The organism is Dactylosporangium maewongense, assembly GCF_039531485.1.
In the GTDB taxonomy this organism is placed as follows: Bacteria; Actinomycetota; Actinomycetes; order Mycobacteriales; family Micromonosporaceae; genus Dactylosporangium; species Dactylosporangium maewongense.
In genome coordinates, this window is record NZ_BAAAQD010000043.1 from 37,137 (window position 1) to 63,941 (window position 26,805).

The 26,805-nt window shown below is 66.7% G+C and carries 19 protein-coding genes and 1 pseudogene; 5 read left to right on the top strand and 15 right to left on the bottom strand.

Annotation, left to right across the window (positions count from 1 at the left end):
• Positions 1 to 519 (bottom strand): DUF6308 family protein, encoded by a 519-nt coding sequence (locus ABD332_RS54390; RefSeq protein ID WP_344514087.1) that lies wholly within the window; start codon positions 517 to 519, stop codon positions 1 to 3.
• Between the two features lie 124 nt (positions 520 to 643).
• On the opposite strand from ABD332_RS54390, the gene ABD332_RS60350 reads away from it, so the two are divergent.
• Both ABD332_RS60350 and ABD332_RS54395 read left to right on the top strand, forming a co-directional pair.
• Positions 644 to 943, top strand: a complete 300-nt coding sequence (locus ABD332_RS60350; RefSeq protein ID WP_425552449.1) for an NlpC/P60 family protein — start codon at positions 644 to 646, stop codon at positions 941 to 943.
• A 405-nt stretch (positions 944 to 1,348) separates the two neighbouring features.
• Entirely contained in the window at positions 1,349 to 2,116 is a 768-nt protein-coding gene (locus tag ABD332_RS54395) for a hypothetical protein (protein WP_344514043.1), read from the top strand.
• Positions 2,117 to 2,624: 508 nt separating this feature from the next.
• On the opposite strand, the gene ABD332_RS54400 is transcribed toward ABD332_RS54395, so the two are convergent.
• From ABD332_RS54400 to ABD332_RS54465, 14 genes and pseudogenes are all read right to left on the bottom strand, one after another.
• Complete coding sequence (locus ABD332_RS54400) at positions 2,625 to 5,540, bottom strand: P-loop NTPase fold protein (protein ID WP_344514045.1); 2,916 nt, start codon at positions 5,538 to 5,540, stop codon at positions 2,625 to 2,627.
• 571 nt (positions 5,541 to 6,111) lie between these two features.
• A pseudogene (locus ABD332_RS54405) lies at positions 6,112 to 6,195 on the bottom strand (IS6 family transposase); the annotation flags it as partial.
• Between the two features lie 97 nt (positions 6,196 to 6,292).
• Positions 6,293 to 7,174 (bottom strand): YDG/SRA domain-containing protein, encoded by an 882-nt coding sequence (locus ABD332_RS54410; protein ID WP_344514047.1) that lies wholly within the window; start codon positions 7,172 to 7,174, stop codon positions 6,293 to 6,295.
• 348 nt (positions 7,175 to 7,522) lie between these two features.
• Entirely contained in the window at positions 7,523 to 11,065 is a 3,543-nt protein-coding gene (locus ABD332_RS54415) for a LysM peptidoglycan-binding domain-containing protein (RefSeq protein WP_344514049.1), read from the bottom strand.
• A 39-nt stretch (positions 11,066 to 11,104) separates the two neighbouring features.
• Positions 11,105 to 11,533: a pilus assembly protein TadG-related protein gene (locus ABD332_RS54420; RefSeq protein WP_344514051.1), complete on the bottom strand. Its 429-nt coding sequence runs from the start codon at positions 11,531 to 11,533 to the stop codon at positions 11,105 to 11,107.
• Positions 11,530 to 11,976, bottom strand: coding sequence for a TadE/TadG family type IV pilus assembly protein (locus tag ABD332_RS54425; RefSeq protein ID WP_344514053.1), 447 nt, complete (start codon positions 11,974 to 11,976; stop codon positions 11,530 to 11,532). Before ABD332_RS54425 ends, ABD332_RS54420 begins: the two co-directional genes overlap by 4 nt.
• Positions 11,973 to 12,422 carry a TadE family protein gene (locus tag ABD332_RS54430; RefSeq protein WP_344514055.1) on the bottom strand — a complete coding sequence of 150 codons (450 nt, stop codon included), beginning with the start codon at positions 12,420 to 12,422 and terminating at the stop codon, positions 11,973 to 11,975. Before ABD332_RS54430 ends, ABD332_RS54425 begins: the two co-directional genes overlap by 4 nt.
• Positions 12,423 to 12,605 (bottom strand): hypothetical protein, encoded by a 183-nt coding sequence (locus ABD332_RS54435; RefSeq protein WP_344514057.1) that lies wholly within the window; start codon positions 12,603 to 12,605, stop codon positions 12,423 to 12,425.
• Positions 12,606 to 12,645: 40 nt separating this feature from the next.
• The gene (locus ABD332_RS54440) at positions 12,646 to 14,430 is read right to left on the bottom strand and encodes a type II secretion system F family protein (RefSeq protein ID WP_344514059.1); all 1,785 of its coding nucleotides are present in this window, start codon (positions 14,428 to 14,430) and stop codon (positions 12,646 to 12,648) included.
• A gap of 20 nt (positions 14,431 to 14,450) precedes the next feature.
• The gene (locus ABD332_RS54445; RefSeq protein WP_344514061.1) at positions 14,451 to 15,911 is read right to left on the bottom strand and encodes a TadA family conjugal transfer-associated ATPase; all 1,461 of its coding nucleotides are present in this window, start codon (positions 15,909 to 15,911) and stop codon (positions 14,451 to 14,453) included.
• Between the two features lie 49 nt (positions 15,912 to 15,960).
• Positions 15,961 to 16,797, bottom strand: a complete 837-nt coding sequence (locus tag ABD332_RS54450) for a CpaE/TadZ family protein (RefSeq protein ID WP_344514063.1) — start codon at positions 16,795 to 16,797, stop codon at positions 15,961 to 15,963.
• A gap of 2 nt (positions 16,798 to 16,799) precedes the next feature.
• On the bottom strand, positions 16,800 to 17,489 hold the full coding sequence (locus ABD332_RS54455) for an SAF domain-containing protein (protein ID WP_344514065.1): 690 nt from the start codon (positions 17,487 to 17,489) through the stop codon (positions 16,800 to 16,802).
• Entirely contained in the window at positions 17,486 to 18,175 is a 690-nt protein-coding gene (locus ABD332_RS54460) for a hypothetical protein (RefSeq protein ID WP_344514067.1), read from the bottom strand. The genes ABD332_RS54455 and ABD332_RS54460 overlap by 4 nt, the downstream gene beginning before the upstream one ends.
• A 236-nt stretch (positions 18,176 to 18,411) precedes the next feature.
• Entirely contained in the window at positions 18,412 to 18,987 is a 576-nt protein-coding gene (locus tag ABD332_RS54465; RefSeq protein WP_344514069.1) for a hypothetical protein, read from the bottom strand.
• 736 nt (positions 18,988 to 19,723) lie between these two features.
• Here ABD332_RS54465 and ABD332_RS54470 point away from each other — a divergent pair.
• From ABD332_RS54470 to ABD332_RS54480, 3 genes are all read left to right on the top strand, one after another.
• Positions 19,724 to 21,028 carry an SAM-dependent methyltransferase gene (locus ABD332_RS54470; RefSeq protein ID WP_344514071.1) on the top strand — a complete coding sequence of 435 codons (1,305 nt, stop codon included), beginning with the start codon at positions 19,724 to 19,726 and terminating at the stop codon, positions 21,026 to 21,028.
• 393 nt (positions 21,029 to 21,421) lie between these two features.
• Positions 21,422 to 21,928: an A24 family peptidase gene (locus tag ABD332_RS54475; RefSeq protein ID WP_344514072.1), complete on the top strand. Its 507-nt coding sequence runs from the start codon at positions 21,422 to 21,424 to the stop codon at positions 21,926 to 21,928.
• Positions 21,929 to 22,790: 862 nt separating this feature from the next.
• Positions 22,791 to 26,615, top strand: a complete 3,825-nt coding sequence (locus tag ABD332_RS54480; RefSeq protein ID WP_344514073.1) for a hypothetical protein — start codon at positions 22,791 to 22,793, stop codon at positions 26,613 to 26,615.
• Positions 26,616 to 26,805 lie beyond the last annotated feature (190 nt).

A 26,805-nucleotide genomic window follows, 5' to 3' on the forward strand; every position in this document is an offset into this window, starting at 1 on the left:
TCAACGGGAGGACCGGTCGGACTGGCCGCTCATCCAGGCCAGAACATCAAACACGCGCAGCGTTGAGATCGACGGAGGCAGACTGGCGGCGGCGCGCAGCCGCAGCAGCCGGTGGTGCAGCGCCGCACCGTCCACCCTCAGCGTCTGGTGCAGTGCCGGCCAGAACTCGGCCGGACTTCCGACGACCTCACGCACGACGCTGTCGTACATCGGGATCAGCCGGGGTCGTTTGCGGGCCAGGAGCTTGCCGGCGGTGACCCAGTCGACGCCGTCGATCGTGCAAAGCCGTTCGTGCAGCCGCCACGCCGGCCACTGCGATCCGCCCGCCAGTTCGGTTTCCAGGACGTCGGCCAGGTCGCGGTCCGGGCCGACGTGCTCGAGCAGGTCGTTGAACTCCTCAGCCCGGTCACACAGCAACGCGCCGACGGCATCAGCGGTGATCTTGATACTGAGGAAACGCAGCGCGACGAGATCGTCCGCGGTGAACCGGTCTGCGCCCTGGTGCCGGTGGAGTCCCAGTCGTCGAACCGAGCGCCGGTATAGGCAACACCAAGCGGGCGACCCTCGTCCCGGCGGTAGTAGTCCCGCAACAGCGCCACCGCACGATCATCGTGGTTGGATTGCAGCACGGGCAGCAGTCGCCATGTCACGGCAGCCACCGTATGTGGCGCGTTCGCGGATCGGGAGCACCAACCGGTCCGACAAGAGCGGCAAACGGCCAGCCGTTGCTGCGCGAACGAGATGGCGGGGGTGCCGCCGCCACGCCGAGGCCCGCTTCACCCTCGCGCAAGTCGACGAACGGTATGTGTGGAACGCTTCGGGCCCGAATGCCTGGGACTGCAGCGGCCTCACCGCGGGAGCGTGGGCCACTGCCGGCGTGAGACTCCCCCACCAGTCCGGGGCGCAGGCCCGCGCTGGTCGCGCCATCACGCGGGCGCAGTAGCTGGTTGCTGCGACTGGTCTCATTCGCCAGGACCAGAGCCTTCGTCGATGGCGTGCCGCTGGCACCCGGATCGCCACGCCGCTTCCAGCCAGCGCCGACATGAGCTACGAGTATTTTTGACGCCATTGTTGCGACATGGGGCGAATTTAATGGTCAAACGGAGTATTCCTCGCCGAGGGAAGTAGTGCAAAGCTACGGCTACTTGCCCCCATTCGACTTGGCACCGATCAAGGAGGAGCTTGCGTGCATAGCCCTGACGCGGTGAAGCATCAGTGCACCTTGTGCGGCGCGACTTACTGTCAAGAATCCCTTGACGTCAAATTGACGAAGAGCCCGACGTGTGTAAGGCGAACTGACCTGTAAGACGATTCCCGAACAGCGACTTCGAGCATTGAATGGAAGGCCATGCGCCAACGGACGATTGTGACGTCGCTCGCCTTGATCATTGTCTTCGTTCTCGGTTGCTCCTCCGAGGCTGTGACTGACACCGGGGCGGAGACGGTTGCCGCGTCGTCGGCTCCCTACCCTGAGCTTGCGCCGAGCCAGCGTTCCGCCCAGACCAATGGGATGCCTTCAGCTTTGCCCGTACCCAGGCTCAGATGGAACGGCGCGACGAAGGTCGAGCCACCCCTGCCCCCGCTCCCGACTCTGCCGAAGCCGCGACCATTGGTCGATCGTTTCAACGCCAAAGGCTCCGTCTACGGAGGCTCTGCCCATGTTGTCATTCAGGGTGGGTGGAGTGGTGACTTCGAGTGGGACGCGCCCAACCGTTACGTTCAGTGTCGATGGCACGACCATGCGGTGTCCTGGGGGGTGGGCACCCGACTACTGGGTGAGGAACCTGCGGCAAGCAAGGACGGACTGTCGATACGGATCATTGAAAATCACTACAACAAGTTCGATCCCGCCCGCGTCACTGGAGAGGGCCTCGCCCTATCGTTTAAGGATCAAGGGGATACCACACACGAAGCCCATGCCGGTCGCCCGAACGCAATCTACCCCGACAAGATCTCCATCAGGACAAAGGTCAGCCCAGATCGAAGGCAGATCGTCGCCAGCGCCGTAATGTTGGCGCATCCCGAGTTCAACTACAAGGACGATCGAGTCGCCTGGGTAACTGTGACAGTGACTATTAGTTGTGATGGTCGTCCCCCGATCGAATTGGGACTGTAAGTAACGGCACCTCCTACCCGGTACAATTTGACACGGCGAGGCACTGTTTGTGCAATTAAGCAGCAGATGTCTATGCGCATCGGTAATTTCTGCTAACCGCAGTCACACGTCGGTCGCAGCGACCTCATTCAATCGAGCGATGGTCAAGGTTGCCCCTTGCCGAAAACCTCATCCGTGCAGTTCAGGCGGCATGTTGATACTCGTGGAGGATGCTGCCGAGGTGATCGCGTCTTCGTATGTCGAGGAGGCTGATCTGTTCTGGATCGGTGATCGGTGTGGGTGGCGAGCGGAGCGGGCGGGCGTTCGCGATGCCCTGGTGTGGGCGGTGTCCGTTGTAGAACTGTTCGAACTCGTATAGGGCGTGGAGCAGGTGCCTGTACCTGCCGAAAATGTCATCCGGGCAGATCAGGCGGGTTGGCTCAGCAAGGGAATGGCCGCTTGCCATCCACCCTGGCCGGTAGCTCCGGGCCCAACTTTCTTCGCCACCGCGCCCGCTCTGATAGCTCCCTCACGAGTGAGGTTCAGGCTGAGGGTCGGTAGGATTGGCTGGCCGCGGCCGCCAAAGGCTGTAGAGCGTTGGCGCGTAGCCGCGGTAACGGGCATCGGACAGCCATTGGTTCAGCACAGCTGCGGTGGCGTCTGCCGGCGGCACGTTGCCGACTCCAATTGCCAACGTCTTGGTGTGCTGCGTTCGTTGCGCCCTGCCGTACCGGGTGATCTGACCGAGGCTGAAGACCTTATCGAGGTCGTCGCGCGCGGAAAGCGTGACCTCAGTGTCTACAGACCAATCTCTCGCAATTGTCCCACCTAGTCGTCGCCCGATGTCAGCCGCCGTATCGGAGGATTGCAACATCGCAGACAGCAGCATGTATAGCGTCTGCAGCGTAGGCGGCGGGTCATGGGCGAGGAGACCGACCGCGATGGTGAGCATCGAGTTGACCTGCGCCTTGACAACGAAGGGTGCGGCACCAGAGCCCGGATCCCACGTAAGTTCGGTGAATCCGTAGGCGTTGCCGTCGGTAACGCGCCAGGGTATCGACCCGCTTGACGTCTCGTGTTCCAGCCAGGAGGCGAGCGGGCTGCCTGCTAGAGCCGTCGCAAGCAGGTCCTCTCGTTGGTCAGGTAGCAGCCGGTCATGGCCCGCCGGCAGGACGAAGCGTACTTGCACGACCGCCTCAGGAGGCGGGTTCACGCTCGAGAGAAGGTTTGTATTCGCGTTTCGAAATGGACCAGCTTCGAGATCCGGAGCGAGTGGTAGCAAAGCAGCGGGGTCTCGCTCCTCCGTTTCGAGCACGTGAAGAATCTGCCGAGCGGCCAGCCGTCGTCGGTTTCGCCAGCTGACGTCGTCCTCGTCGAGCGCGGCACCGGCTGGCTCAGCCGCCTCACCAAGGTCCAACCGAGAGCCAACGACACGCTCATAGCCGAGTCGCTGAATGAACCCGCCGGCATCAAAATCGACCATCGTAGATTGATTGGTTGGGAATGTCGTACCGACTTCGACTAATCGGGCGGCTACTGCCGACATCGGGCGGCCATCATCGATGGCCTGCGCCAACAGCCGGTTCACCTCGTCTGCGCCCCAAACGTCCTCGATCCACTGGATGAGCGCAGCGACCGGTTCCGACAGAGCTTCGTCGCTGAGGCTTACGTTGGCGAGCACCCGCTCCCACGCTGCATGGGTTGCGGAAAGCACCATAGCGCCATACCACCCCGCTGCGTCGAGTGTGGCCAGGCCAGGCTGAAGCGCTCGAATCAGCAGAGTCAGGAGAGTCGGTTCTTGCGGGCCGGTGCAGAACGCGGCGACCAGATCGTCCGGTGCGGGCTGGTCGGCTCGTGCCATCAGCTGGGCGAGCCAGGCGACGGCGGCCCGCTCCGTTCCACCGTTCGCGGGCAGGGGCTCGCGAAGCGCGGGCAGGCGCGCCACCAGAAACGGCAGAACTCGGCCGGCCTCGACGGGGAGCACATCATCGGTCAGCGTCTCAGCACGACGTAGCGCGCTCACTGCGGCGGCAACCGACGTTCGATCAGCATGGTTGGGCATCAATACCGAGGCAAGCTCACGGCTGGCAGGTCCAGAAACCCCGCGCCGTAGCTCGTCAAGCGCTGCGGTCAGCGATGCCATGGAGAAGTCACCGGCAATCGCAGACAGAGCAAAGTACCGTTCCACATGATCCGGGTCGCTGGCCCGGCGGTCCCGCTTTCGCTTCCGCCCCCTACCGCCGTCATGCCCCAGGCGTGTCTCGCTGTCCAGAATGGGAAAAAGCCGCCAGAGCATCACTTCGATGAGTTCTGAATGCGCAGCGGGCACGTGGAACTGGTCCCGAAGGCTGGCGGCGCTGTACTTCCGTTCCAGCTGATCAGCCACCTCGCGGTCCGGTGCTGTGGTGAGTTCAAGCCTGTCGACCGATAGCGCTCGATACAGCACTGGGTGGGTCAGCCGCAGGTGCGTGAGCGCCAGGAAGTCGACAACGTCGACTTCAGCAGCGCCAATCAACGACAGGTAAATCCGTAGCTGAGCGACCAGCCGCGACAAGGCACGTGGCTCCGTCAACAGCCTCAGGATTGCATCCTGCTCGCGCCCCAGACGCACCGCCACTTCCTCGGTGACCGTCGCACTTGCGGCGGCCAGCGCACCGCTGATGCCGGCGGCAAGGAGATCCTGCGCGTGTTCGGAACGAAACGGTGGTTGGTCAAGTGGCAGGTTGACGACCTTCTCCAGGAACGCGACTGCCCGGTCGACTCGCCCGCTCGCGACGGGCGTCGCACACAGTACATCGATGACCGTCTGGTGGTCATACGCTGCCAGGTAGTGCACGTACGGCAGCCGCCCGAGGACCCGAACCGCCCTGAAGACAGTGAGCAGCTGGTCTGGTTGAAGCCGATCGAGATCGTCCAGGACCACTAGCACGGGCTGGTGGAGTGCACGCAGCGCTGCCTCCGCCTCCTTCAGCCGTTCGCCGAGAGTCCCGTCGCCGCCAGCCTGACCGATCGCGTGCGTAGCCGCGTCCTTCACTGGTCCGCCGACGAGCGGGATGAGACCCAGGGCAGGCACTGCATACTTCCCGTACCGGGCAAGCGCCGCTTTGGCCCGATCAGCGGGACCACCGGCCGGAAGGGCAGCCCGGATCGCACCAAGCAGTTCTGTGATCACTGCGTCGGCCCCCGACAGCGCCCACGGATTGATCCACGTGACGCGCCAAATGCCTTCTGGCAGACCGGCAACGATCAGGTGCATCGAGCTCGTCTTGCCACTGCCCCAAGGTCCGACAAGTCCAATCACGGTACTGCTGGGCTGAGTGCCGATCTGCTGCACCAGTTCAACGGCATGAGCGATGAACCCCTGACGGCCAAACCGATCATCGGACGGCCGACCGATGGGCTCGTCGGACCACCAACTCGTCATGTTGGGACGTGGCTCGGACACGGACTGACGGTACACATGACCTTCCGGTAGCCGCCAACCGTCCCAACCCCTCCAACCGGACCCGCTGCCCGTCGAGTTGGCGGTACAGCACCGTGAGATGGACCAGATTGGCGCCTGGTGCGGATGGCAGGCCGGCACGGCGCCGAGGGCAGCGGTACACAACGTCATCGCCTCCTCGAGCTCCTGTGGCGCGTCGGTACGCTCGCCGCGCAGCCGCTGTGCGATAGTCATGTTCGATTGGTGTGCCGCCTGGTACAGCGGTTCGGCGGCCCCGTCGACCGCAAGCCGCCCCGTCCGGAGAGCCTCGTCGAGGTCGGCAGACCTACCCAGCTCTGTGTACCGCATGCGCGACGCGACACTGCGTTCGCCTCCGTCATTCCGCGTGCGAGATGCCCGGCCGGCAACGCATTGGCTGCGGTGCGGGCAAGGTCGATCGCCAGGTCGATGGCGTCAGGCGAACCGGCCCGCCGCGCGAGCAGCGCCGCCGCGTTGCCAAGAGTGGCCAGGCGCAGCGGGGCGCTGCAGCGTTCGCCGACTGCAGGGCGCCTTGCGTTAGAGCTGCCAGTCTCCAGGCGGCGGCGAGCTCGGTGAACGCTGCGGCGACGCGGAGCTCGCGCGGGGCGTCGAGTCCGAGTTCGTAATGGCCGCGGCGGAGTGCAGCGGCCCGCTCGCGGGGCGCCGTGAAGACGCACGCACGTTCACGCGGCTGATCAGCGATCGCGGCTCAGCTGATTGGGCCGTCAGGCGTCGAGCTACGCGTGTACCTCGCGGTGGTACGCCAACTGCACCGGGTCGACAACGTGGCCAGGTAGTGTGGTCAGCTTGCCGAGTTCCTCGTGTGTCAGGGTTTCTCGGACGATGCCGCGGCCGTCGACGTAGATGGCGCCAGCATCGAATAGGACATGGTGATTGGGGCAGAGACACAGGACATTACTCATTACGTCAGGGCCGAGGTGCGGCTTGCCGAGAGCACGGATGTGGGCGGCTTCGGCATACAGGCCCGCGGGGGTCGACAGCTGCGTTCCGCAGATCTGACAGCGGAAGTTGTGCTTCTGCTTCACCCCGTTCGCAACGGCCGTGCTGCGTACCAGGCGCTGAATGACCGTCTGCACCCGCTCAGCCGGGCCGGTCGCGACCTCCACTTCCGTTGTCGCGATCGAGACATCGGGCGGCAAGTCTGTGCTCTCGAGCGAGACCAGCCGGAACCGCCAGATCCGAAAGCCGTCCTTGCCTGTCTCGTGCCAATGGTCCACAACACGGAACAGGCCGTCGTACCGCAACCCGGCAGCAGGGGAATGCGCTGTGTCGCCGCCGGCGCCACGAATCACCCGTACAGGGTTGCCGTCGAGTTGGTTGCGGGCCAAGCCAGCGTTGCCCAACGTCAAGGTCTGATCGGCGATCTGGCGTTTGGTGGTCGGGTCGTTGCCGCCTTGGCCGGTGTAGATGAGCTCGCTGCCGTGGTCCTCGTCATCGACGTAGCCGCCAGACACGACGATCGACTCTGCCCCGTCTCTACCGCCGCAGATGCCGCCCTGGAGTGGGCGGTGGACGCCTGTCTCGGCCAGGTCAGCGCGATTCTTGAAGGTTGAGCCGGCTGGGAACCCTGGGATCTCACCGTACGTGCGCTGTGGCATGAGCTTCAGCGTAGATCGTTCTGCAGCATCGGCACGTGCATCTAGCCGAGTAGCCCGGGGAATCTCACAACAGAATTCACGAGCACCTGTCGTGTGTGGCAGACCCAGCCGGGCCGTCGGCGGCACTCCCGCGCGACTCGCTAGATTGACCAGGGCGAAATCAGGTGGTCAGTGACTCGGGACCGGAGAGGATGCTGGTTGCATCCGCCGAATCGGGTGTGCTTCGGCTGACTCCTGATCGCCGGGAGCACGCGAGCCGGTTGCGCCCACCAGCCCGACGAGCGTGCGCAAACGCCTCGATCGAAAGGTGACCGCAGCGACTGCTACGCCGAAGGGGCAGCATGTTGACTACCGCACACCTGCGCGCATGCGTTCGGGCATGACGTCGCACAGCAGGCGATAGGTCTCCTTGTCGAGGTCTTCGGGGATCTCCGCATCGCGGGCGGTCATAAGTTCTTCAAGCAGGTGGTCGAGTTCCGCGGAGTTGCCTTCAGCTGCGGCGACGCGGATGAGGTCTCGCCACATGATGTCGTTGGCTCGCTGGAGGTCGGCGAGCCAGGCCTGTTCGACGGCCCATCGAGCACCTGGGATGTCTCCGCCGGCGAGGCTCAGTTCGACGAGGCGGTGGGAGGTGTCCACAATGGCGGCGGTGAGGTGGTGGGGCTGGATTTCGGAGGTCGGTAGCCACACGAACGGGTTGCGGGCGACTGAGGAGTAGGCAATGTCGGCCCCGGCCAAGGGCTCACCTCGGACGAGGGCAAGGGCGTTGCGCAGGTCGCCGACGCCGGCGGGGCCGCGGCTCTCGCTACGGCTACGGAGCCGCCGGAAGAGCGTCCAGTCAAGGAGGTAGCCGTCGCGGAGTCGGTACCGTCGGTCGGCGGTTGCGTCGGGCAGCCAAGGTTCACCGTCGGGTGTTTCACCGAGCCAGCGGCGTGCTCGCGCGACGGCGACACGGCGGGTGTTGGCCTTGACCTGTTGATCGGGCCAGATCGCATCGTCGAATTGGTCGGTGGTGACGCCGCGCTGTCCTCGGACTGCGAGGTACGTGATGATCTCGGCGTAGAACCGCAGGCGTTCATCGGGAAGTTGTCCCGGGGCTTCGACGGTGACTGGGCCGAGGATGGCGATGCGAGGCCGGGTGGGATCGGCGTCGGTCCAGGCGCGCAGGTCCGCGTCAAGGGTGGGATCCTGGTGGCGGTGGCCCCGAACGGGCCCGCTGATTCGTTTACGGTTTGGCGGCGGTCCGACGAGCGCGACCACGGCTGGTACACCGACTGGTTTGTCACTCGAGGGCGCCGCTGAGCTGCCACTGGTGGTGTCGGGGTCGGAAGTGGCGTGTGCTTCAGGCTGAAGGTCTTCGTCGTCAGTGGCCGGGACGTCGTCCGGCTCGGGGGCGTCGTCGTCTGCAGGATCTGATTCGTCATCCTGTTCGTGTTCCGTGCCGTTGTCGAGGTCGATCAGTCCCCCGGTGGCGTCGGTGCCGCGTGCCCACGGTTCGGTCTCGGGGGCCGGAGGTACCGGCGGCCACTCCTCAGCAGCGTCGCTCTGGCCGGGCCTGGGGATGCCACGGCGGGCGGTGGTGAGCAGGTCTGCAAGCGGGCTCAGTTCGGTCCGCGGCAGCTGGGCGGCGCTGACGCCATCCTCGCCGTCCATACCGAGGAACGCGATGGTCAGCGCACCGTCGGCGGCAACTGCGACCGGCCAGCGTCCGATAGCGGCGCTGCTGACGACGGCAACCGCGACGGCGCACCGGCCGATGGCCGACAGGTCGTTGCCGAGTGTCTCCAGCGCAGTGATGTCGTCCGCGGCCGGGTTCTTGACCAGGAGGACTTGCGGCATCCAGGCGTCAGCGGCGACGTCGGCGATGCGTCCGGCCATCGGGTCGCCGGCGTCGAGGTGGTCGAGTGACTGTACGACTTGTCCAGCGCGGCGCCGGATGCGTTCGATGGCGGCTGAGATGCTGGGCGCGGCAGTCAGGCGGTCGCTGCTCAGTGCCAACAGCTCGCCGGTTTCCTCGCCGTCAAACCCGGCGATGTGGATGTCGACGTGGTCGCTCCAGCTGTTGAGGGCGAGTTCGGCGGCGAGGTATCGCAGCAGGTTGCCGCTGGCGGCAGGATCACCGGTGATGGTCAGGAGCCCGAGGCGTTCGAGGTCCAGCAGCAGGTGCATGCCTGGGCGGGAGCCGACCGCGGCGAGGACCGGCAGCGGTGCGAGCTGGCCGTCGCAGCCCGGCAGGGGCGCGTCACCGGGAAGTGTCCAGGACAGGCCCTCGCTGGTCCATGGGTGCGGTGCGTCCGCGTTCGGGCTGGTGAGGAGCAGGTTCACGGTGGTGCCGTGGAGCCAGGCGCCGACGATGTCGGGCATCTGGTCGGTGGCGCGGCCGGCGAGCTGCGCTGCCAGGGCGCGCAGCGCGTGATCCAGGCGGTCCACCGCGGCCGGCTCGGCTACGACGCGCATGTGTGTCTCCGTTGTGGGGCTGACCGGTTCAGGCAGGCGGCGTCCGACAGGACGGTGTTGCTGCTGACGGTGCCGGCGGCGGCCGAGCGTACGCAATGTGAGGGTGGCCAGCAGGGCAGCGCCGACGAGTGGCGCACCGACGCGCAGGACGGTGTCGAACAGTCCGGCATCGTCGGTCTGTTCTGGTGCCGCGGCGTCGCCGGTTGGTGTGGATACAGTGGGTTGGCCGGTGCCCGCTGGGGCCTGTCCTGGTTCCGCGGTCGTGGTGGCGGTGCTCGGCCTTGGACTCGTCGCTGGACCCGCGCTCGCGCTCGCCGACGCGCTCGGTGCAGCTGTAGCGCTGGCCGACGGGATCGCCGTGGTGCTGGGAGCGGTGGCCGGCGGCGAGATCGTGGTCGACGGATCGGACCCGGAGCCGCCCGAGGCGGTGCCGGGATCGCCGGGTTGGGTTGCCGGTGGGGCGGGCTGCGAAGCCGTCAGGGTGCCGGTGGCGTGGGCGATGGGACCACGGTCATGGGCATCCGCCGGGAGGTTGAGTCGCCAGCCGCGCTCGATGTGGTCCGGGCCCCGGACGCCGGAGGTGTCGATGATGAGGTCGGAATTGAGTGCCGCGATCTCGGTGTAGCGGTCCGGGTCGCCCAGGAAGCGCTCAGCGATGTACCAGAGCCAGTCGCCTTGGCGTACTTCGTACACCGGCAGGGCGCTTGGCGTCGTCGACGTGCTCAATGCGACCGGCACCATCGCGACCGGAGCCGCAGTGCGGGTGGGGATTCGGACGGTCCATCCTGGATAGATGCGAGTGTCGCCCGGCTTGAGGACCTGTCCACCGGGTTGCGGGACGCCGTAGGTGGCCTCAGCGATGCTCCGCCACTGGTACCGGTCGCCGAGATAGCGCTCGGCGAGGGTCGGCATCTGCTCGCCTGGCTGGACCACATGGTCGACGTACCGGCTCGCCGTTTCCAGATTGCCGGTGATGGTGGTGCTGTCGACGACGCCGTTGTCTGTGGCGGCCGGGGGGACTGAGACGACCGCGGGCGGTGTCGCGATGGGGGCTGCGGTCGCGGCCAGTGCCGGGGAGTTGAACATCATCGTGACGGCGGTGACAAGGCTGGCGGCGGTGCGGCGTTGCCAGCTCCAGAGGGGAATCTGCCAGCCGCGCCATTGGGCCATGACTTCGGCGAACACCGACCAGGTGAACAGTGCCCAGCCGAGCCATCCGACGAGGCACAACGTGCGGACGAACACGGTGCCGTCGTCGGGGGCAGTGAGGTCGTGGACGGACGGCAGCGGCGGCCCGAGGAAGCGCCATGCGGCCAGCAGCGCCAGCGGTACGACGACGATGAAGCCGGCGAGAGCCGTCAGCGCAGCAAGGCCGGCCACGATGCGACGGTCGCGGTGCCCCCGCCGTCGCTTCCGGGTGATGTTGCCTGGCACGGTCTGCTCCTGTCCTGGGCTCGGCATTCTCGGGTGCTGTTAGGTGGCGACCAGCACGACCGTGGCGTGCCCGGTCGCGGTGAGCGTGTTGATGCCGATCAGGCCGAGGAACAGGGTGGTGTAGGTGATCGTGACGGTGACGGCGACGTGTTTGCGGTCCGGGCCGACGTCGACGACGCCTGTGACTCCAGCGGCGGCGAGATAGGTCTGCGCGGCGGCCACTGCCGCGGCCGGGTCGATGACTTTGTCGCCGCCTTGGATGGCTTGCGGTGCCAGGATCGCCTGCCCGGCGGCGCGGGCCGCTTCGCTGGCGATGTTGTCGGCCCGCTGCATCGCCCGGATCTTGCCGCCGCCGTCAACGGAGAGCCCGATCATCATGAGAACGGCGAAGGCAAGCACGAGTGCCAACAGGGCGATGCGGCCTTCGTCGTTTCGCCGGCAGTTGCCTGGCCGCGGACGCGTGATCATGTGCGGGTCCGGAAGGTGTCGAGGGTACTGACGAACGTCGCGTTGATCGTTTTCGAGCCGGGGAGACCGTCGACGACGATGTCGCTGAAGACGACGACGCAGGTGATGGAAGCGGCGACGGTGGCCGGCTGACCGACTGGTACGGCAAAGCCGCTGGTGTCGACGACGACGGTGAGCTGTGAGCAGTGCAGTCCCTGCTGGTCGAGGGTGGCGCTGGCCGCGCTGTACGCGTCGGCGCGGGCCTGACCTTCGGTCCGGGCGATCGACGCGGCACGGGCAGCGTCGTGCGCTGCACCCTCGATCGCACCGCCGGCCACTTGGATGCGCCCGCCTGCGATGGCCAGACCGACGAGCATGAGGAGGGCCGGTGCCAGTATCGCCGCCTCGATCGCTGCGGAGCCTCCGTCGCCGCCGAGCGGCTGCTGGTTGCGTCGTGCGGTCATGGACTGGTCACCCGCTCGACGGTGCCGTGGACGGTCGCATGGACGCCGACAACGGCGCAGAAGCCGGGCACGATCGACAGGCAGCGTCCGTCAACGGTCGCCTGCACGCTGCGGCCGTCGCTGGTGACCGTGATCGTCACGTCTGACAGGCTGTCGCCGGTCGAGGCGATGAACTCCAACGCTTTGGCCTGTCCAACGCCGGGGGCGGCGTTGTAGGCCCGTTGCGCGTTCACGGCTTCTTGAGCGGCGGCCATGGCAATGGACCGCGCGTAGAAGTAGTTGGCGGCCTGGATGGCCAGGAAGACGATGGCGAGCACCGCCGTGGCGGTGATCACGAACTCGATGGAACCTGAGCCGCGGTCGTCGCGGCGGCCCCGCCGGAGACGCGGTTTCTCCCGGCGGAGTGCTTGCGCAGCGACAGCCGCTGTTGGGTTTGCCGACTTCATCTACTGGATTCCGGGGAGCCGGTTGTTGATTGCCAGGGTGATGGCGCCGACCACGAGTCCGGCTATGAGCAAGGCCAGCAGCGCGAACATGGCCCATTCGATCGAGGTCGCGCCCCGGTCATCGGCGCGTGCGGCGCGCCAGCGGCGACGCAGCATGAGAGTTGTTGGTGCGATCCGCATCATCGTTCTCCCCTCTCCCCCCGTCGCGTGACGGCGGAGCTATTCAGGTCGTGACGAGCCGGTACAGGAACGGGTATGCGCCGGCGACGAACAGGACGAGGACCATCAGGCTGGTGGGCATGTACAGCACCGTGGTGGCGGTCTTCGCGCGTGCCTTGTCCTTCGCCAGCAGGGCAGCGTTGAGGGACTTCGCGCGGCTGCGCAGGGTGTCGTAGACCTGCGCACCCTCATCACCGGCCAGGGTCATGATGTCGCCTACCTCGCCAAGGTCGGGCACACCGATCTGGGCGGCGACGTCCTTGAGCCCTTCCCACGGTGGTTCGAGCCGGAGGCGGGACACGCGCAGAGACTCGCGGATGCGCTCGCAGACCCAGCCGCCGTGGGCAGCTGCGGCTTCGAGGGCTTCCGACGGCCCGCGTGAGGCGGCCAATTCCAGGGCGACGAGGTCGAGGTAGACCGCGACGTGCCGGCTGAACTCCTCGCGGGCCTCCGCCGCCTTCTGGCGGACGGAGACGTCGACCAGGACGAAGAACACCACGGCGAACAGCAGACCGACGGCGGCGGGGATGACAAATCCCAGGTGTACGCCGGACAGCGCAAGAATCAGCGAGAGCATCGGCGGGAACAGCAGGCCGATGAACGGATACACCAGCTTTTCGGTGAGGTACCGCTCAGGGCTGTACCCAATCAAGGCAAGCTCGGCCGTGGGGATGCGTAGCCGGTTGACCAGCACGCCCAGTGGCCCCGGAGCGTGGATCGTGGGTCCGCGGTCGTCGGCGCTGGGTGCGCGCAGCTGCCGCAACGCCGGCCCGAGGGCAGGCGCAGCGGGTCGAGTTGCCCGGACGATGACCAGGATGCCAAGACCGACCAAGGCCCCGGCCAGCAGTGCATGGAGGACTCGGATGTTCATCGTGCGGCCGTCCGTTCCAGCCGAACTGACGGAGTTGGCTTGTACGGAGGTGCCGGATTGGGACGTTGCGCGGCCGGGACCAGGAAACGACCGTGTCGAGTCGGCCGGGTCAGCACCCGCACCCAGGCGAGCAGCCCGGCGAGGACCAGCATGTTGGCGGCCAGCACGAGCTGCCCGACGAGCATCCCGTACGGCTTCGCGTAGGCGGCACTGAGGAACAGCACGGCCAGGACGAGGAAACGTAAGCGTGGTCATGAACCTCGCTACGAACCGAGGTTCGGCCCGGTCTGCAGCGATGTCTCGACGCATCGCGACCTCGTCGGCAGCTGCGGTGGCGATCGATTCGAGCACGTCGGACAGGCGCTGACCGCGGTCGCTGACGTGCAACATCAGCGAAGTGATCACCTCGTCGGCCCGGAAGTCGTCCAGCCTGTCGGCGAACCGTTCCAGCGCGCGTTCGGGGTCGGTGCCGGCTTGCAGGTCAGCGGCGAGTTCGGCGACCTGGGCGGCGATCGGCTCGGGGGCGGTCCGAGCACTGTTGATGATCCCCGAGATCAGGCCGTGTCCAGTGTGGACGAGATTCTTCAGCCGACGGGTCCAGATCTCCAGTCCTTCCAGCGCTTCGATCATTTCCCGTTCCCGGGCGCCGACGCTGTACAGCAGCGGGGTAAGCCACACAGCGGCTCCAGCAGTCAACCCGCCAACCGGCCACCCCGTGTAGAGCCAGACCGCGACGGTCGCGCCGATTGCCAGCCCGATCAGGAGTTGTCGGGAGTTCCGCTCTCGGGGAGTGAGCCCGAACCCGAGCACGGCCTTGAGTCTGCCGACCGTTGCGGAAGGACGCCGGGCAGGTTGGTGCGTTCCTACCGCCGCGACGACGATCACGACCATGCCGGCGAGCAGCAGTGCCGTCGACAACGCTGCGAGAGCTCCGGGGCTCATATGCCACCGCCGGTGATGGTGCGCAGCGGCTGTGTCCACATGCCGTCGGTCTGGTTGAGCCAAGCGAGGTCGAAGCCGGTGCGTAGCAGGTCAGCGCGAGTGCGCTGCGGGTGGACCTTGGGTCGTGCCCGCCCGTCGGGTCCTGGGCCAAAGATGGCCTGGGTGGTGGGTTTCGCGCCGTCACCCATGCCGATGACTTCGATGACGTGGCTGACGAATCGGTGCTGTTGTCCGCCGAGCGGTCGTTCATCGATGACGTCGCAGTAGATGATGTAGTCCAACGCGTTGACCACCGTGAGCCAGGCGCCAGTCAGGGAGTCGGCGGCGCCGTAGCGCATCAGCAGCTCGGCCAGGCGCAGCAGCACACCGTCGGCGTGACGGACGTGCAGCGTGCACATGGAGCCCCGCATGGTGTTCATCGCGTCGAACATCGGCACGATCTCGTCCGCGCGGACTTCACCGACCAGGACTCGCCGCATCGACAGCCGCAGCATGTCCGGGAACAGCCGCGCCAGCGAAACCTCACCAGCCGGGCGCCCGTCCGGCCCGAGGTCGCCGTGACCTTCACGCGCTTCGACCGCCACCACCCAGTCGAACTCGCCAGTCTCGTGCAAGCCGAGTTCGAGCTCGGACTCCATCGTGGCGAACCACTCGGTGCGCGGGATCTGCGTCGCCATGGCCCGCATCAAGGTCGTCTTTCCCGAACCGGGCGGCCCGGCGATGATGACGTTGAGGTTGGCGCGGACGATCGCGGCCATGAACTGCCGCAACACCGGGTCGATGGCCACCAGATCGACCATCTCGTCGAGGTTGACCTTCTTCGTCCTGTGCCGCCGGGTCACGATGACCGGTGCCGCCGTCACGACGTGCATCGCCGCGAGCCGGTTACCATTCGGCAGCCGCATGTGCAGGGTCGGCTTCGCCGCCGTCAGGGCACGCTCGTTCCGCTGGCCAACCGACGCGATGCGCTGAATCATCTGCAGCAGCTCATGATCGTTGCTGGCCGCAGGCGGGCCGGTCTCGACCCGCCCGTCGGCGTACTCGATCCGCACCCGGTCATGGCCGAGCACCATGACGTTCTCGACCTCGGGATCGTCGGTGGCTGCTTGCAAACGGCCCAACCCGAACAGGTAGGCCAGGACGGTGTCGAGGAGCCGCTGCTCGTACTCGTCGGTGATCCGCTCGCCGGTCTGCCGGCGAGCGTCGATGTAGGCGCGCACGACCTGTGCTGAGATGTCTTCGCCGACCGCGCGCCGGTCCTCCGGGCTCTGCTCGGTGTTGCTGCGGAACTCCGCCGCCAGCAGCTGCGCTGCCTGTTCGTGCAGAGCGCGGACGACGAGGTCGTCGAGTGGCGCGATGGAGCGTGGTGGCAGCGTCGGTTCCTCGAGTGGCGCCGGTGGCGGTGGCGGTGTGGTGAAGCGGCTGTTGATCTGGGCGCGGATGGCGGCGCCCAGCACGGACGGGTCGGGGTGGTGGCCGTTGCTGCTGCCGGAGCCGGGGCGTGCGTTAGTGGACAACGCTGGCCTCCTCGCTGACGCGGCGACGGCCGAACACCGATGGTTTGGTGGAGCGAGTGCTGTCTTCGTTGTACATCCGCCGGACTGCGGACTCGGCCTGGGCAGCCGCGCGAAGCAGCCGGCCATAGCGGGGTGCTCTGCCCTGGTTCAGGGCCTCGGCGCTTCTGGAATCGTCGGGCAGCGCCGCGGCGACCGGCGTGCGCAGCTCCAATGCCAGTTCCTTGGTGCCGTAGTCACCGTCGCCAACGGTGATCAGGGCGACTGGTGGGCGGCCCGGCTGGAGCAGATGCTGGAGCGCCGTGGAGGCTGCGCGGGCGCTGATGAGCGTGGGGTGCAGCACCAACAGGACGAGATCGGCCCGCGTGATGAGCGGGGTCGCCGGGTGGGCCGCCGCGAGTCGACCGCAGTCGGCGATGATGTCGTACTCCTCCGCGCCGTCGCGGATCAGCGGCAACCGCGCCGCGAGTTGGTCCCAGCCAGCTGCTTGGCCATGCCGTTGCGGCTCGGCCCAGGTCGCGGCCTGCGCCGGGTCGGCCAAGCCGGGCAACAGCAGCTTGGTCCTGGCCGAGTTCCCGTCGGGTGCCAGGTCGACCAGCTCGTTCCACAGCATGACGTCGGTCAACGGCTGCCTGGCCAGCGTCGAGGTCAGCCGATCCAGCCCCCGGCTGTCGAGGTCCACCTCACGCAGGAACCCCGCCGCGAGGTCACCTCCGGCCGGGTCGCACTCGGCCAGCAGGACACGTTGTTGCCAGCTCAATGTGAACGCGAGCGCGGTCGTGGTCGCGCCGGGCGAACCTTTCGCTGAACACACCGCGATGAGCGCCATCGTCAGTTCCTCGTGGTCACGACGAGCACGATGCGGCCGGCCGCGGCCATCGCCGCCACTAGGGATCCGTCGGTCGTTGACACTGCCACGTCCACCCGCACGTTGCCGTTGGTTGCCGGCGCTGTGGTCCCTGCCACGGTAGCGGGGATGCTGGACGGTTGCGCCGCCGCCGTGCTTTGCGGGTCTGGTACGCCGGCCAGCCCTGTCGGTGGGACAACCACCAACACGACCGCGTCGCCCGGCTTCAGCGCCCGTGCAGGCAGGTGACCGGGTTTTAGCTCGATGCCAACCAACTGTTGGCCGGGCGCCGGAATCGCCGTCTTCGTGAGCTGGTCCCGGATCAGCAGCGTGCCCGGATACAGGTCCACCGCCGCGTGCTGCCCGACCACCTCAGCACGGTGCGCCGCAGGAATAGGGTTCAGACCGACGGCCGCATTGACGTTGATCACGGTGAGATCGCTGTCGTGGATGGCCGCGCCGTACGGCACATTGTGGCTCACGGCCAGGTACGGATGGGTCATGCCGCCCTGGACGACGAGCACGTACGCTCCGACGGAGCCGAGGACCACCAGGACAACGCCGAGCGCCCACATGCCCAGACTGCGTCGTCGAGGCAGACGTGCCAGCGATGCCGTCCCAGCCGCCGGTGCTGCGCTCGCCACGTCGACAGTGCTGCGGTTGATGGTCATCATTCGCGTACCGCCACAATCTCGCCGATCTCGATGCTGCTCTGCGCCTGGCTTGTCGGGTTGAGCACGCCGGTCTGCCCGCCACCGGTCCACGTGACCGTCCAGTACGTCGTGGCACTGATCTGGTACTTGGCGTGCGGATGCGTCGTCGTGCTCGACGGCTCGGTATAGCGGTATCCACACGTTGGCGAGTCGGTGTTGCCGTAATGCGCGGAGTACGGTGTGCCCGGGTTGGTGCAGGTCGTCGGGATGCTGCCGTCGCCCATGTTCCAGACGATGCGCGATGCCTTCGCGGTGATGGTGACGGTGATCGTCCCGCCGCTCGCGCTGGCCGACTGCGGACCCCAGGTTTCCGGCGTGACGGCCGTCCACATCCACACCGGCAGGCCCACAGCACCGCTGCCACCGGGCTGGGGAGCGATGCCGATCTGCGCCCCCCGCAGGTGCAGCTTCGCCAGCGCCTGCTGCGCCAGTTGCGCCGGTGTCGGGCCGTCCGGCGGGTTGGGATTCCAGGAGTAGACCTGCGTGACGTAGTCACTGCCGGAACTTTGATAGCAGGTCTTGGTACCCCAAGCGCCGGTCGCGGGGTCCTGGCCGCCGGGCGGCGGAGCCAGCGGCGGCGGAACCATGGCCTTCCAGTAGCAGCCGCCCCCGGTGTAGGTGCCGAATTGCGGGTCGGTGCATGGCATCTTCTGCCCGTTCCAGGTACACCCGGACCCGCCACCGCCGGCCTCCCCGCCACCCTGGCCCGGCCCCTGACCGTCGGACCAGCACCATGGGTCGACGCTCGTGTCGCAGCCCCCGCTGCCTCCCGGAGGCGCCAACAGGACCGGATACGCTGCCACCGCGGCGCTTGCACCTTCACCTGCAAGCAGCGCTCCCACGAGAGCCGCGATGACGCCCACGGCCGAACGAATACGAGCCGCTAGCATGGATCTGTCGCGCTTTCAGCCTTGCTGACCAGCCACTGGCCGGTCTGGTAGCGCCACACTGTTGCGATGGAGGAGACCTTCGGGGTCTTGATGGCGCTGTTGGGCACGGGGCTGCTGTTCGACTTGTAGACCAGCTTCAAGGCGCTGTAGTCGAGGCACGCGTGGATGGTTACGGACGGCTGGGCAGCGTCGAGATCAGCCTGCGTACTCATGATCGTTGCCGTCTGAGCGCCGAGCTGGACCTGACCGTTGTCGCGCAACCGCTGAATGTTGTGACGGGTCAGGCTCAGCAGCGGGTCGGCGACGTAGCGCGCCAGGTCGGCGTTGTTCGGGTCCGCCGCTTGCGATGCGATTGCCCAGTACCGGATGTAACCGTTGTACGCCCCGATCGCCGACTGCACCGCCCGCGCGACGCTCGGGTCAACGGTCGGCGTCGGCGTCGGCGCACTGGACGTCGCAGGTGACGTAGGCGTCGAAGACGGATCCTTACTGGTACACGCAGTCAAGGTGCACAGTCCCACCATCGAAAGCGCGACCAATTCGTTCGGACGGCGCGGACGGCGAACCATGTCAACCTCCCAGACACGACGGTGGGCACCACGCTCGTACGCTTGCAACCGCGCTGTACGGGTACCGCAGTTCTGCGTCGCGATGGCGGGCCATTCCGCCATCGTGCCCGCTCGATGCATGTGCAATGGAGCCGATCGGCTTCGGACTACCCGCCGGCTTGCCTATGCCTGCACCTTCGTCTTCCACCGACGGGGGTTGCACGGACCAGCCGTTCGTTTGGAGCAGCGTCTCTCGCGTGCGGTGGACCGACGTCGTCGCGACGGCCGTGATGAGCGCCCATACATCCCCTACCTCCCACAGCTTCCGTCATATCGCATATTGTTGTTGATCGGCTACAACCAGTTACGGCGCGCATCGTGCGCGCGCCGGGTGCGCGCTGCACGTGCACGTAACGCACAGTGCTCACGCCCGCGTCCCTACCCAGGACCACGGGGCGTCACTTTGCGCGGAACGAGACGTATGGAACAGCGGAAACTTCAACGCGATTCGCCATGATGACCAATAAAGTCCAGCAGCACGAGAATCCAAGGAACAACGCAGCGTTACATGCAGCGCGGATGTGATCACATCACCTCCCGCTCCTCACTGACTCACAGCCGCGAGGCCGCCGTAATCGCAAGCAGAAATTGACCTTGACGAGCCGTAGCCGAATAGCCGACGTTGAGTACTTTGGCAATATCTGATCGACGATAGTGGACGCGCATACGACGTACGGCAGGCGCAAACGGGGGGCCCATGGACTTCAGAGACGTCGAGACCGCCGAAGAACTGGTACGTAACATCTGGGATGTCGGCGTGCTGTTCGCACTGCAACGACAGTCGCCACTGCGCTACAGCGAACTGGGCGCCGAGCTGACCGCGTGGAGCGGTCGGCGGCCCGGCGACAGCGCATTGACGCGGAGTCTGGAGCGCCTCAGCCGAGCTCACCTCATCACGGCCGAGGGCAGCAGCCGCGAACGACCTCGCTACACGATCACCTCCGCCGGCGCCCAACGTATCGAGCGAGTTCGTACAGTCGTCAATGCGCTCCGGCCGACAGCTCGGAAAGATCAACGACCCATAGCGTCCGCGTCCACCGGGACACACGTGGAGTCGATGACCCGACACACACCGATCGGGCCAGGACACGCGCACGTTCCGACGCAGCGGTCACGGCCGCGGCGGACCTCGGAGACCGTGACAACGGAGGCTGCTTTGCGACAGTCGAAGACGGACGACGAACCGAACAGCAATGGTCGAACTGCTCCCCCGCCACCATCACCGATCGATACCTCGGTACCCCACCCGGCCCGTCGATACGATTACTGGCTCGGCGGCAAGGACAACTTCGAAGCCGACCGCGCCTCCGGAGACGCAGTAGCGCAGATCTACCCGGCGATCCGGACCACCGCTCTGGAGAACCGCCGGTTTCTGCACCGCGTCGTCCGGTTCCTGGCGCAGGAAGCCGGCATCCGCCAGTTCCTCGATATCGGCACCGGCATCCCGACGAGCCCGAACACGCACGAGATCGCCCAGGCAATCGCACCGGCCTCCCGAGTCGTTTACGTCGACAACGACCCGATCGTGCTCACCCACGCCCGCGCGCTGCTCACCGGTACGGGCACAGGCACGACCGCCTACATCGACGCTGACGTCCGCGACCCCGCACGAATCCTTGATGATCCCCAGTTGCGCAGCACACTGGACCTCTCCCAGCCGGTCGCGCTGCTGATGGTCGCCGTCCTGCACTTCATCCCCGAACCCTTGCCAGCCGTCCAGCAGCTGGTCCAAGCGATGGCTTCCGGAAGCTATCTGGCGATCACCCACATCACCAAGGACCTACTCCCCGCAGACATTGCCGCTAGCGCCGACGACACCAACGCACGCAGCGGCGTCGCCGCTTGGTTCCGCGGACGCGACGAGTTCGCCGCACTCTTCGACGGACTCGAGCTCGTGCCCCCGGGCATCCAGCCCATCGCTGAATGGCGTGACGATCGATTCGACGACCGACCCTCACCGTCCGAAGCAGCCCTCTACGGCGCCGTCGCTCGCATCCCCTGAAGGCCGAGCAGGCAGCTGGAGGTATAGATGCCAACACGCGGGAACAGACTCGGCGCATTGACGGCCCGACGCCGACCTGATGCAGCAGCCTATGACCAGCGACCTATTCCGACGAAGAGCGCCAGCCCAGAAGGATCCGCAGCCTCGGCCTCCGGCAACCGCAGTCGCATGGAGGTGGTGGCGCGCGCCGTGTGCTGCGCCGCGCTCGTCACGCCACTGCTGCGGTGGGCGATCGTAAATCACTCGGTCTCCGCTCGACGGCCGTGGCGGCGGACGTGCCCTCGGTGCTCCACCAGCTTGGGTCCGGGCGGTGACGTGGTCTCGCTCACGCCTCGGGCGCGATGCGGTGTCTGCGGTCAACGGCTTGGACCGCCACCGTGGGCCGTTGAAGTCGTGTTCGCCGCTTCGTTGGCGCTGCTGGTCGTGGCGGGGATGCGTGACCTGACATTGGTGGCGTTCGGTTGGTGGGCCGCCGTCGGAACGGTGTTGATGTTCGTGGACCTGGCCGTGCAGCGGTTGCCGGCCAGGCTTTGCTATTTGGCCGTCGGCGGCCAAGGTGTAGTGCTGCTTTGCCAGGCAGTATCTACGGACGTGTGGGGGCCGTGGTTGCGGCTGGTGCTCGGTGCGCTCGGGTCCGCGGCCGTGGTGGCTGCCGGCTCGTTGGCAGCTCCTGCGACTGTCCGTTGGGGAGACGTGCGGTTCGCCTTGACCGTCGGTGGGGCGGCGGCATGGGTCGGGTGGTTGTCGTTGTACGCCACGGCATTGCTCGCGATGCTCGCGGCGGCCGTGGTGGGCGTCGGATTCGTCGCAGCGCGGCGGGCCACGCTTAAAACCCATCTGCCGCAAGGACCGTTCTGGTACTCCGCTGCGCTGGCAATAGTCGCCTTGGTAGGGGTGTAGACCCATTAGCTCGTGATTGGCCGTGACGGACGGGACTGGGTCCACAGGGACGGTCGTATCTGGCCCAGCGCGATCGAATAGGTTCCCGCTCCGGCTACGTTGCGTAGTTGTTGTCGTCAGGGAGCCTACGCTCGCTCATAGCCGATGAGCGTGCACGCGATCTTGGCTAGGCGGAGTGTCTGCATAGATACGAGGAGATCAAACTCGGTGTTTATTCTTCTGGAGTGCTCCTGTCCGTCAGGTGCACTGCAGCTACAGCAAACCTCGAACGGGTGACAACTTGATCACCGCGAGTTGATTGGTGTTCATACACTGACCAGTACGTTGTTCCGTTGGGTTCAGAGCGGCAGGGGTGTGGTGTGATGCCGGTCCAGAGTTTGTGGTGGCTGCGAGCTGGGCGGATCGTGTTTGGCGTACTGGTGATCGGCGTAGCAGTCTATCTGGTTGTGGTTGGTCCCGACGCGGCGAATGTGTTCGTGAGCGGCGCGGGGCTTGTGGTGGCGCTGCTGGCGTTGGGCGCGCCGTATCTGCTGCCTGTGACGGGAGGGACGCCAGTGTCAGGTCCGGATCATGTTGAGGGCACCGGCGATGCTGAGGCGACTGGTGGCGGCGAGGCGGTTTCGGGTGCGGATCTCACCGGGGACGGCGGGCCGGTGCGAGTGAGTAGGTCGGGGAATGCGAGGGCCGACGGGCCTGGCTCGACCGCGACGTCGGGTGTCGTGCGTCGTCCTCGTTCGTGATCGACCACGATGCACCTGGCAATGCTCCTCTTGCTGGCGGGAGCGGGACTAGTGTTGCCGATTCCGGCAGCGCCGCCGCCCGCGCTGGCGGTGTCGCGAACAGTGGTGTCATCGAAGGCGACGTGACCACCGAGTACCACCAGCATCATCACGCAGCTGCGCTGCCGCCGGTTCGGTTGGTTCGGTCAACGTATGTGGAGCAGGTACGGCGGATCGCTCCGCCGCGATTACTGGGGCGGGATGCCGAACTGGCCCAACTGGCCGCGTTCTGTGTGGATCCTGGACGTGGTCCGTATATGTGGTGGCTGGCTGGGCCGTGGGCCGGAAAATCCGCGTTGTTGTCGACGTTCGTGTTGCGTCCGCCGGTGCAGGTATTGGAGCGGGTACGGATCGTATCGTTCTTCATTACTGCCCGGCTTGCCGGGCAGGATACCCGGGACGCATTTACGACGGTGCTGCTGGAGCAGTTGTGTGAGCTGACTAGGCAGGAGCTGCCAGCGGCCGGGAGTGAGGTAACCCGGGAGGCGTGCCTGCTGGACTTGCTTGGCCGGGCTGCGGTCGCCTGCGCAGCCGACGGTCAACGACTGGTGCTGCTGGTCGACGGCTTGGACGAAGACCGCGGCGAGATCCTCGGTCCGCATGCGCACAGTATCGCCGCGCTGCTACCCGCCGAACCTCCAGCCGGGATGCGGATCATCGTCGCCGGCCGTCCGAACCCACCTATTCCCGACGACGTCCCGGACTGGCATCCACTGCGCGATCCAAGCATCGTCCGGGTCCTCGCGGACTCGCCGTATGCCCGTGACCTGCAACGCCTTGGCGGGGCTGAGCTGCGGCGGCTGCTGAAGGGCACTCCGGTCGAGCAGGACCTGCTCGGGTTGCTGACCGCCGCGCGTGGTGGCCTCTCCGGCCCAGATCTGCACGAACTGACCGGCGTCGACCTCGTCCATATCGAGGACGTCCTACACACCGTTGCTGGCCGCACCTTCACCCGTCGCACCGACACCTGGAACGTCGCCACCGGCACCGAGGTGTATCTGCTCGGCCACGAAGAACTTCACACTGCCGCCGAGCGTTACCTCGGCCACGCCCGCCTAGCCGCATACCGGGACCGGCTGCACACCTGGGCAGCTACCTACTGCGCCGTCCCTGGTTCCAGTCGGCCGGCATGGCCGCCCGCAACCCCCCAATATCTGCTGACAGGCTATCCGCGGATGCTGTACACCATCGGCGATGTCGACCGCCTCGTCGCGCTAGCCACTGACCCAGTCAGGCACGACCGGATGCTTGACCTCAGCGGCGGTGACACTGCCGCCCTCGCCGAGATCGCCACCGCCCATAGCCTCGTCCGCGCCCGACCTTGGCCGGACCTGCTCGCCGCGCTTCGCCTCGCCTGGCACCGCGACCAACTCACCGACCGCAACGCCAACATCCCCACCGAGCTCCCCGCCGTCTGGGTCACCGTTGGCCAGCCCGTCCGTGCCGAGGCCCTCGCCCGGTCCATCACCAACCCGGACGCGCAGGCGCGGGCGTTGACTGGTCTGGTCGAGGCGCTGACGGCCGTCGGTGCGCACGACCGGGCTGTGGTTGTGGCTGGCGACGCCGAGCACGTCACACGATCTATCACCGATCCGGGCTCGCAGGCTCGGGCGTTGACTGGTCTGGTCGAAGCGCTGGCAGCCGTCGGTGCCCACGGCCGGGCTGTGGTTGTGGCTGGCGACGCCGAACAGGTCGCCCGGTACATCACCGACCCGGACACGCAGGCGTGGACGTTGACCGGTCTGGTCGAGGCGCTGGCAGCCGCCCGTGCGCACGACCGGGCTGAGCAGGTTGCCCGGTCCATCCCCGACCCGGCCGCGCAGGCGTGGGCGTTGACTGGTCTGGTCGAGGCGCTGGCAGCCGCCCGTGCGCACGACCGGGCTGAGCAGGTTGCCCGGTCCATCACCGACCCGGCCGCGCAGGCGCACGCGTTGATTGGGCTGATCGAGGCGTTGACAGCCGCCGGCGCGCACGACCTCGCCGCGGTTGTGGCCAGCGACGCCGAGCAGATCGCACGATCCATCACCAGCCCGTACTGGCAGGCGCAGGCGTTAACCCAATTGGCCAGCTCGTCAACGGCTGCCGGGGCGTACGACCGGGCTGCGGCTATGATTAGCGATGCCGAGCAGGTCGCCCGGTCAATCGCCAATCCGTACTGGCAATCGCAGGCGTTGACCGGTCTGGTCGAGGCGCTGGCAGCCATCGGTGCGCACGACCGGGCCGTGGTTGTGGCTCGCGACGCCGAGCAGGTCGCCCGGTCCATCACCGATCAGGACCTGCAGAAGCAAGCGTTGACCGGTCTGGTCGAGGCGTTGACGGCCGCCGGTGCACACGACCGCGCCCATCGGATCGCTCGCTCCCTCACCGTCCCGTACTGGCAGGTGGAGGCGTTGATAGGGCTGGTCGAGGCGCTAACGGCCGTCGGTGCGCACGACCGCGCTGCGGTTGTAGCTGGCGACGCCGAGCAGATCGCCCGATCCATCAACAGCACATACCCGCAGGCGCAGGCTCTGTCCCGTCTGGCCAAGGCGTTGGCGGCCGCCGGTGCGCACGACCGAGCCGCGGTTGTGGCCAGCGACGCCGAGCAGATCGCACGATCCATCAACAACCAGGCCGCGCAGGCGCACGCGTTGATTGGGCTGGTCGAGGCGTTGACAGCCGCCGGTGAGCACGACCTCGCCGCGGTTGTGGCCAGCGACGCCGAGCAGATCGCACGATCCATCAACAGGCCATACCCGCAGGCGCAAGCGTTGACCCTTCTGACCGGAGCGTTGGCGGCTGCCGGCGCGTACGACCACGCTCAGCAGGTGGCTCGGGCCATCGTCAACGAGGGCTCGCAGGCTCAAGCGTTGATCCGTTTGGCCGGAGAGCTTGCAGCTGCTGGTGCGCAAGACCGCGCTGCGGTTGTGGCTGGCGACGCCGAACAGGTTGCCCGATCCATCACCCATCCGGGCTCGCAGGCTCGGGCGTTGACTGGTCTGGTCGAAGCGCTGGCAGCCGTCGGTGCGCACGACCGGGCCGCGGTTGTGGCTGGCGACGCCGAACAGGTTGCCCGATCCATCACCGATCCGGGCTCGCAGGCTCGGGCGTTGACTGGTCTGGTCGAAGCGCTGGCAGCCGTCGGTGCGCACGACCGGGCCGCAGTTGTGGCTGGCGACGCCGAACAGGTCGCCCGGTCCGTTACCGACCCGAACACGCAGGCGTGGACGTTGACTCGTCTGGTTGAGGCGCTGGCAGCCGCCGGTGAGCACGACTACGCTCAGCAGGTGGCCCGGGTCATCGTCAACGAGGGCTCGCAGGCGCGGGCGTTGACTGGTTTGGTCGAGGCACTGGCAGCCACCGGTGCGCACGACCGGGCTGAGCAGGTTGCCCGGTCCATCACCGACCCGGGCTCGCAGGCGCGGGCGTTGACTGGTCTGGTCGAGGCACTGGCAGGCGCCGGTGCGCACGACCGCGCTGCGGTTGTGGCCAGCGACGCCGAGCAGATCGCACGATCCATCACTGATCAGGACTCACAGGCTCAGGCGTTGGCCCGTTTGGCCAGCTCCTCATTGGCTGGTGGTGCCCACGACGGGGCTGCGGTTATGGCTGGCGACGCCGAGCAGATCGCACGATCCATCACCAACCCTCACTCGAAGGCGCAGGCGTTGACACATCTGGCAAGAGCGTTGACGGATGCCGGTATGTACGACCGCGCTGAGCAGGTCGTACGGTCCATCACCGACCCGGGCTCTCAGGTCCAGGCACTGACCCGTCTGGCCATGATTCTGGAGCCAACAGACGCCCGAATGCTGATTGCCGATGCGTTGGCAATCGGCACGTGGACAACCTCCCTTCAGGCGATTGCCCGATGCGACCCAACGGCACTGGCAGCATTCGTTGCCGAGCGCCATTTCTCGAAGACGTAAGCAGCAAGATTGCTAGTCAAGTAGGCAACTGCTCAGCCAGCTCCCACAGAGGATCGTCGCTCAGATGTGCAACACAATGACGTCTTCTGCCTGATGACAATAGGACGATCTTGGCGTACGTTCATGCCGCGATCCGCGCGCTTGCATGTACCAAGGGGGCGGCTGGCCCGTTCGTCAGCGGTCATCACCG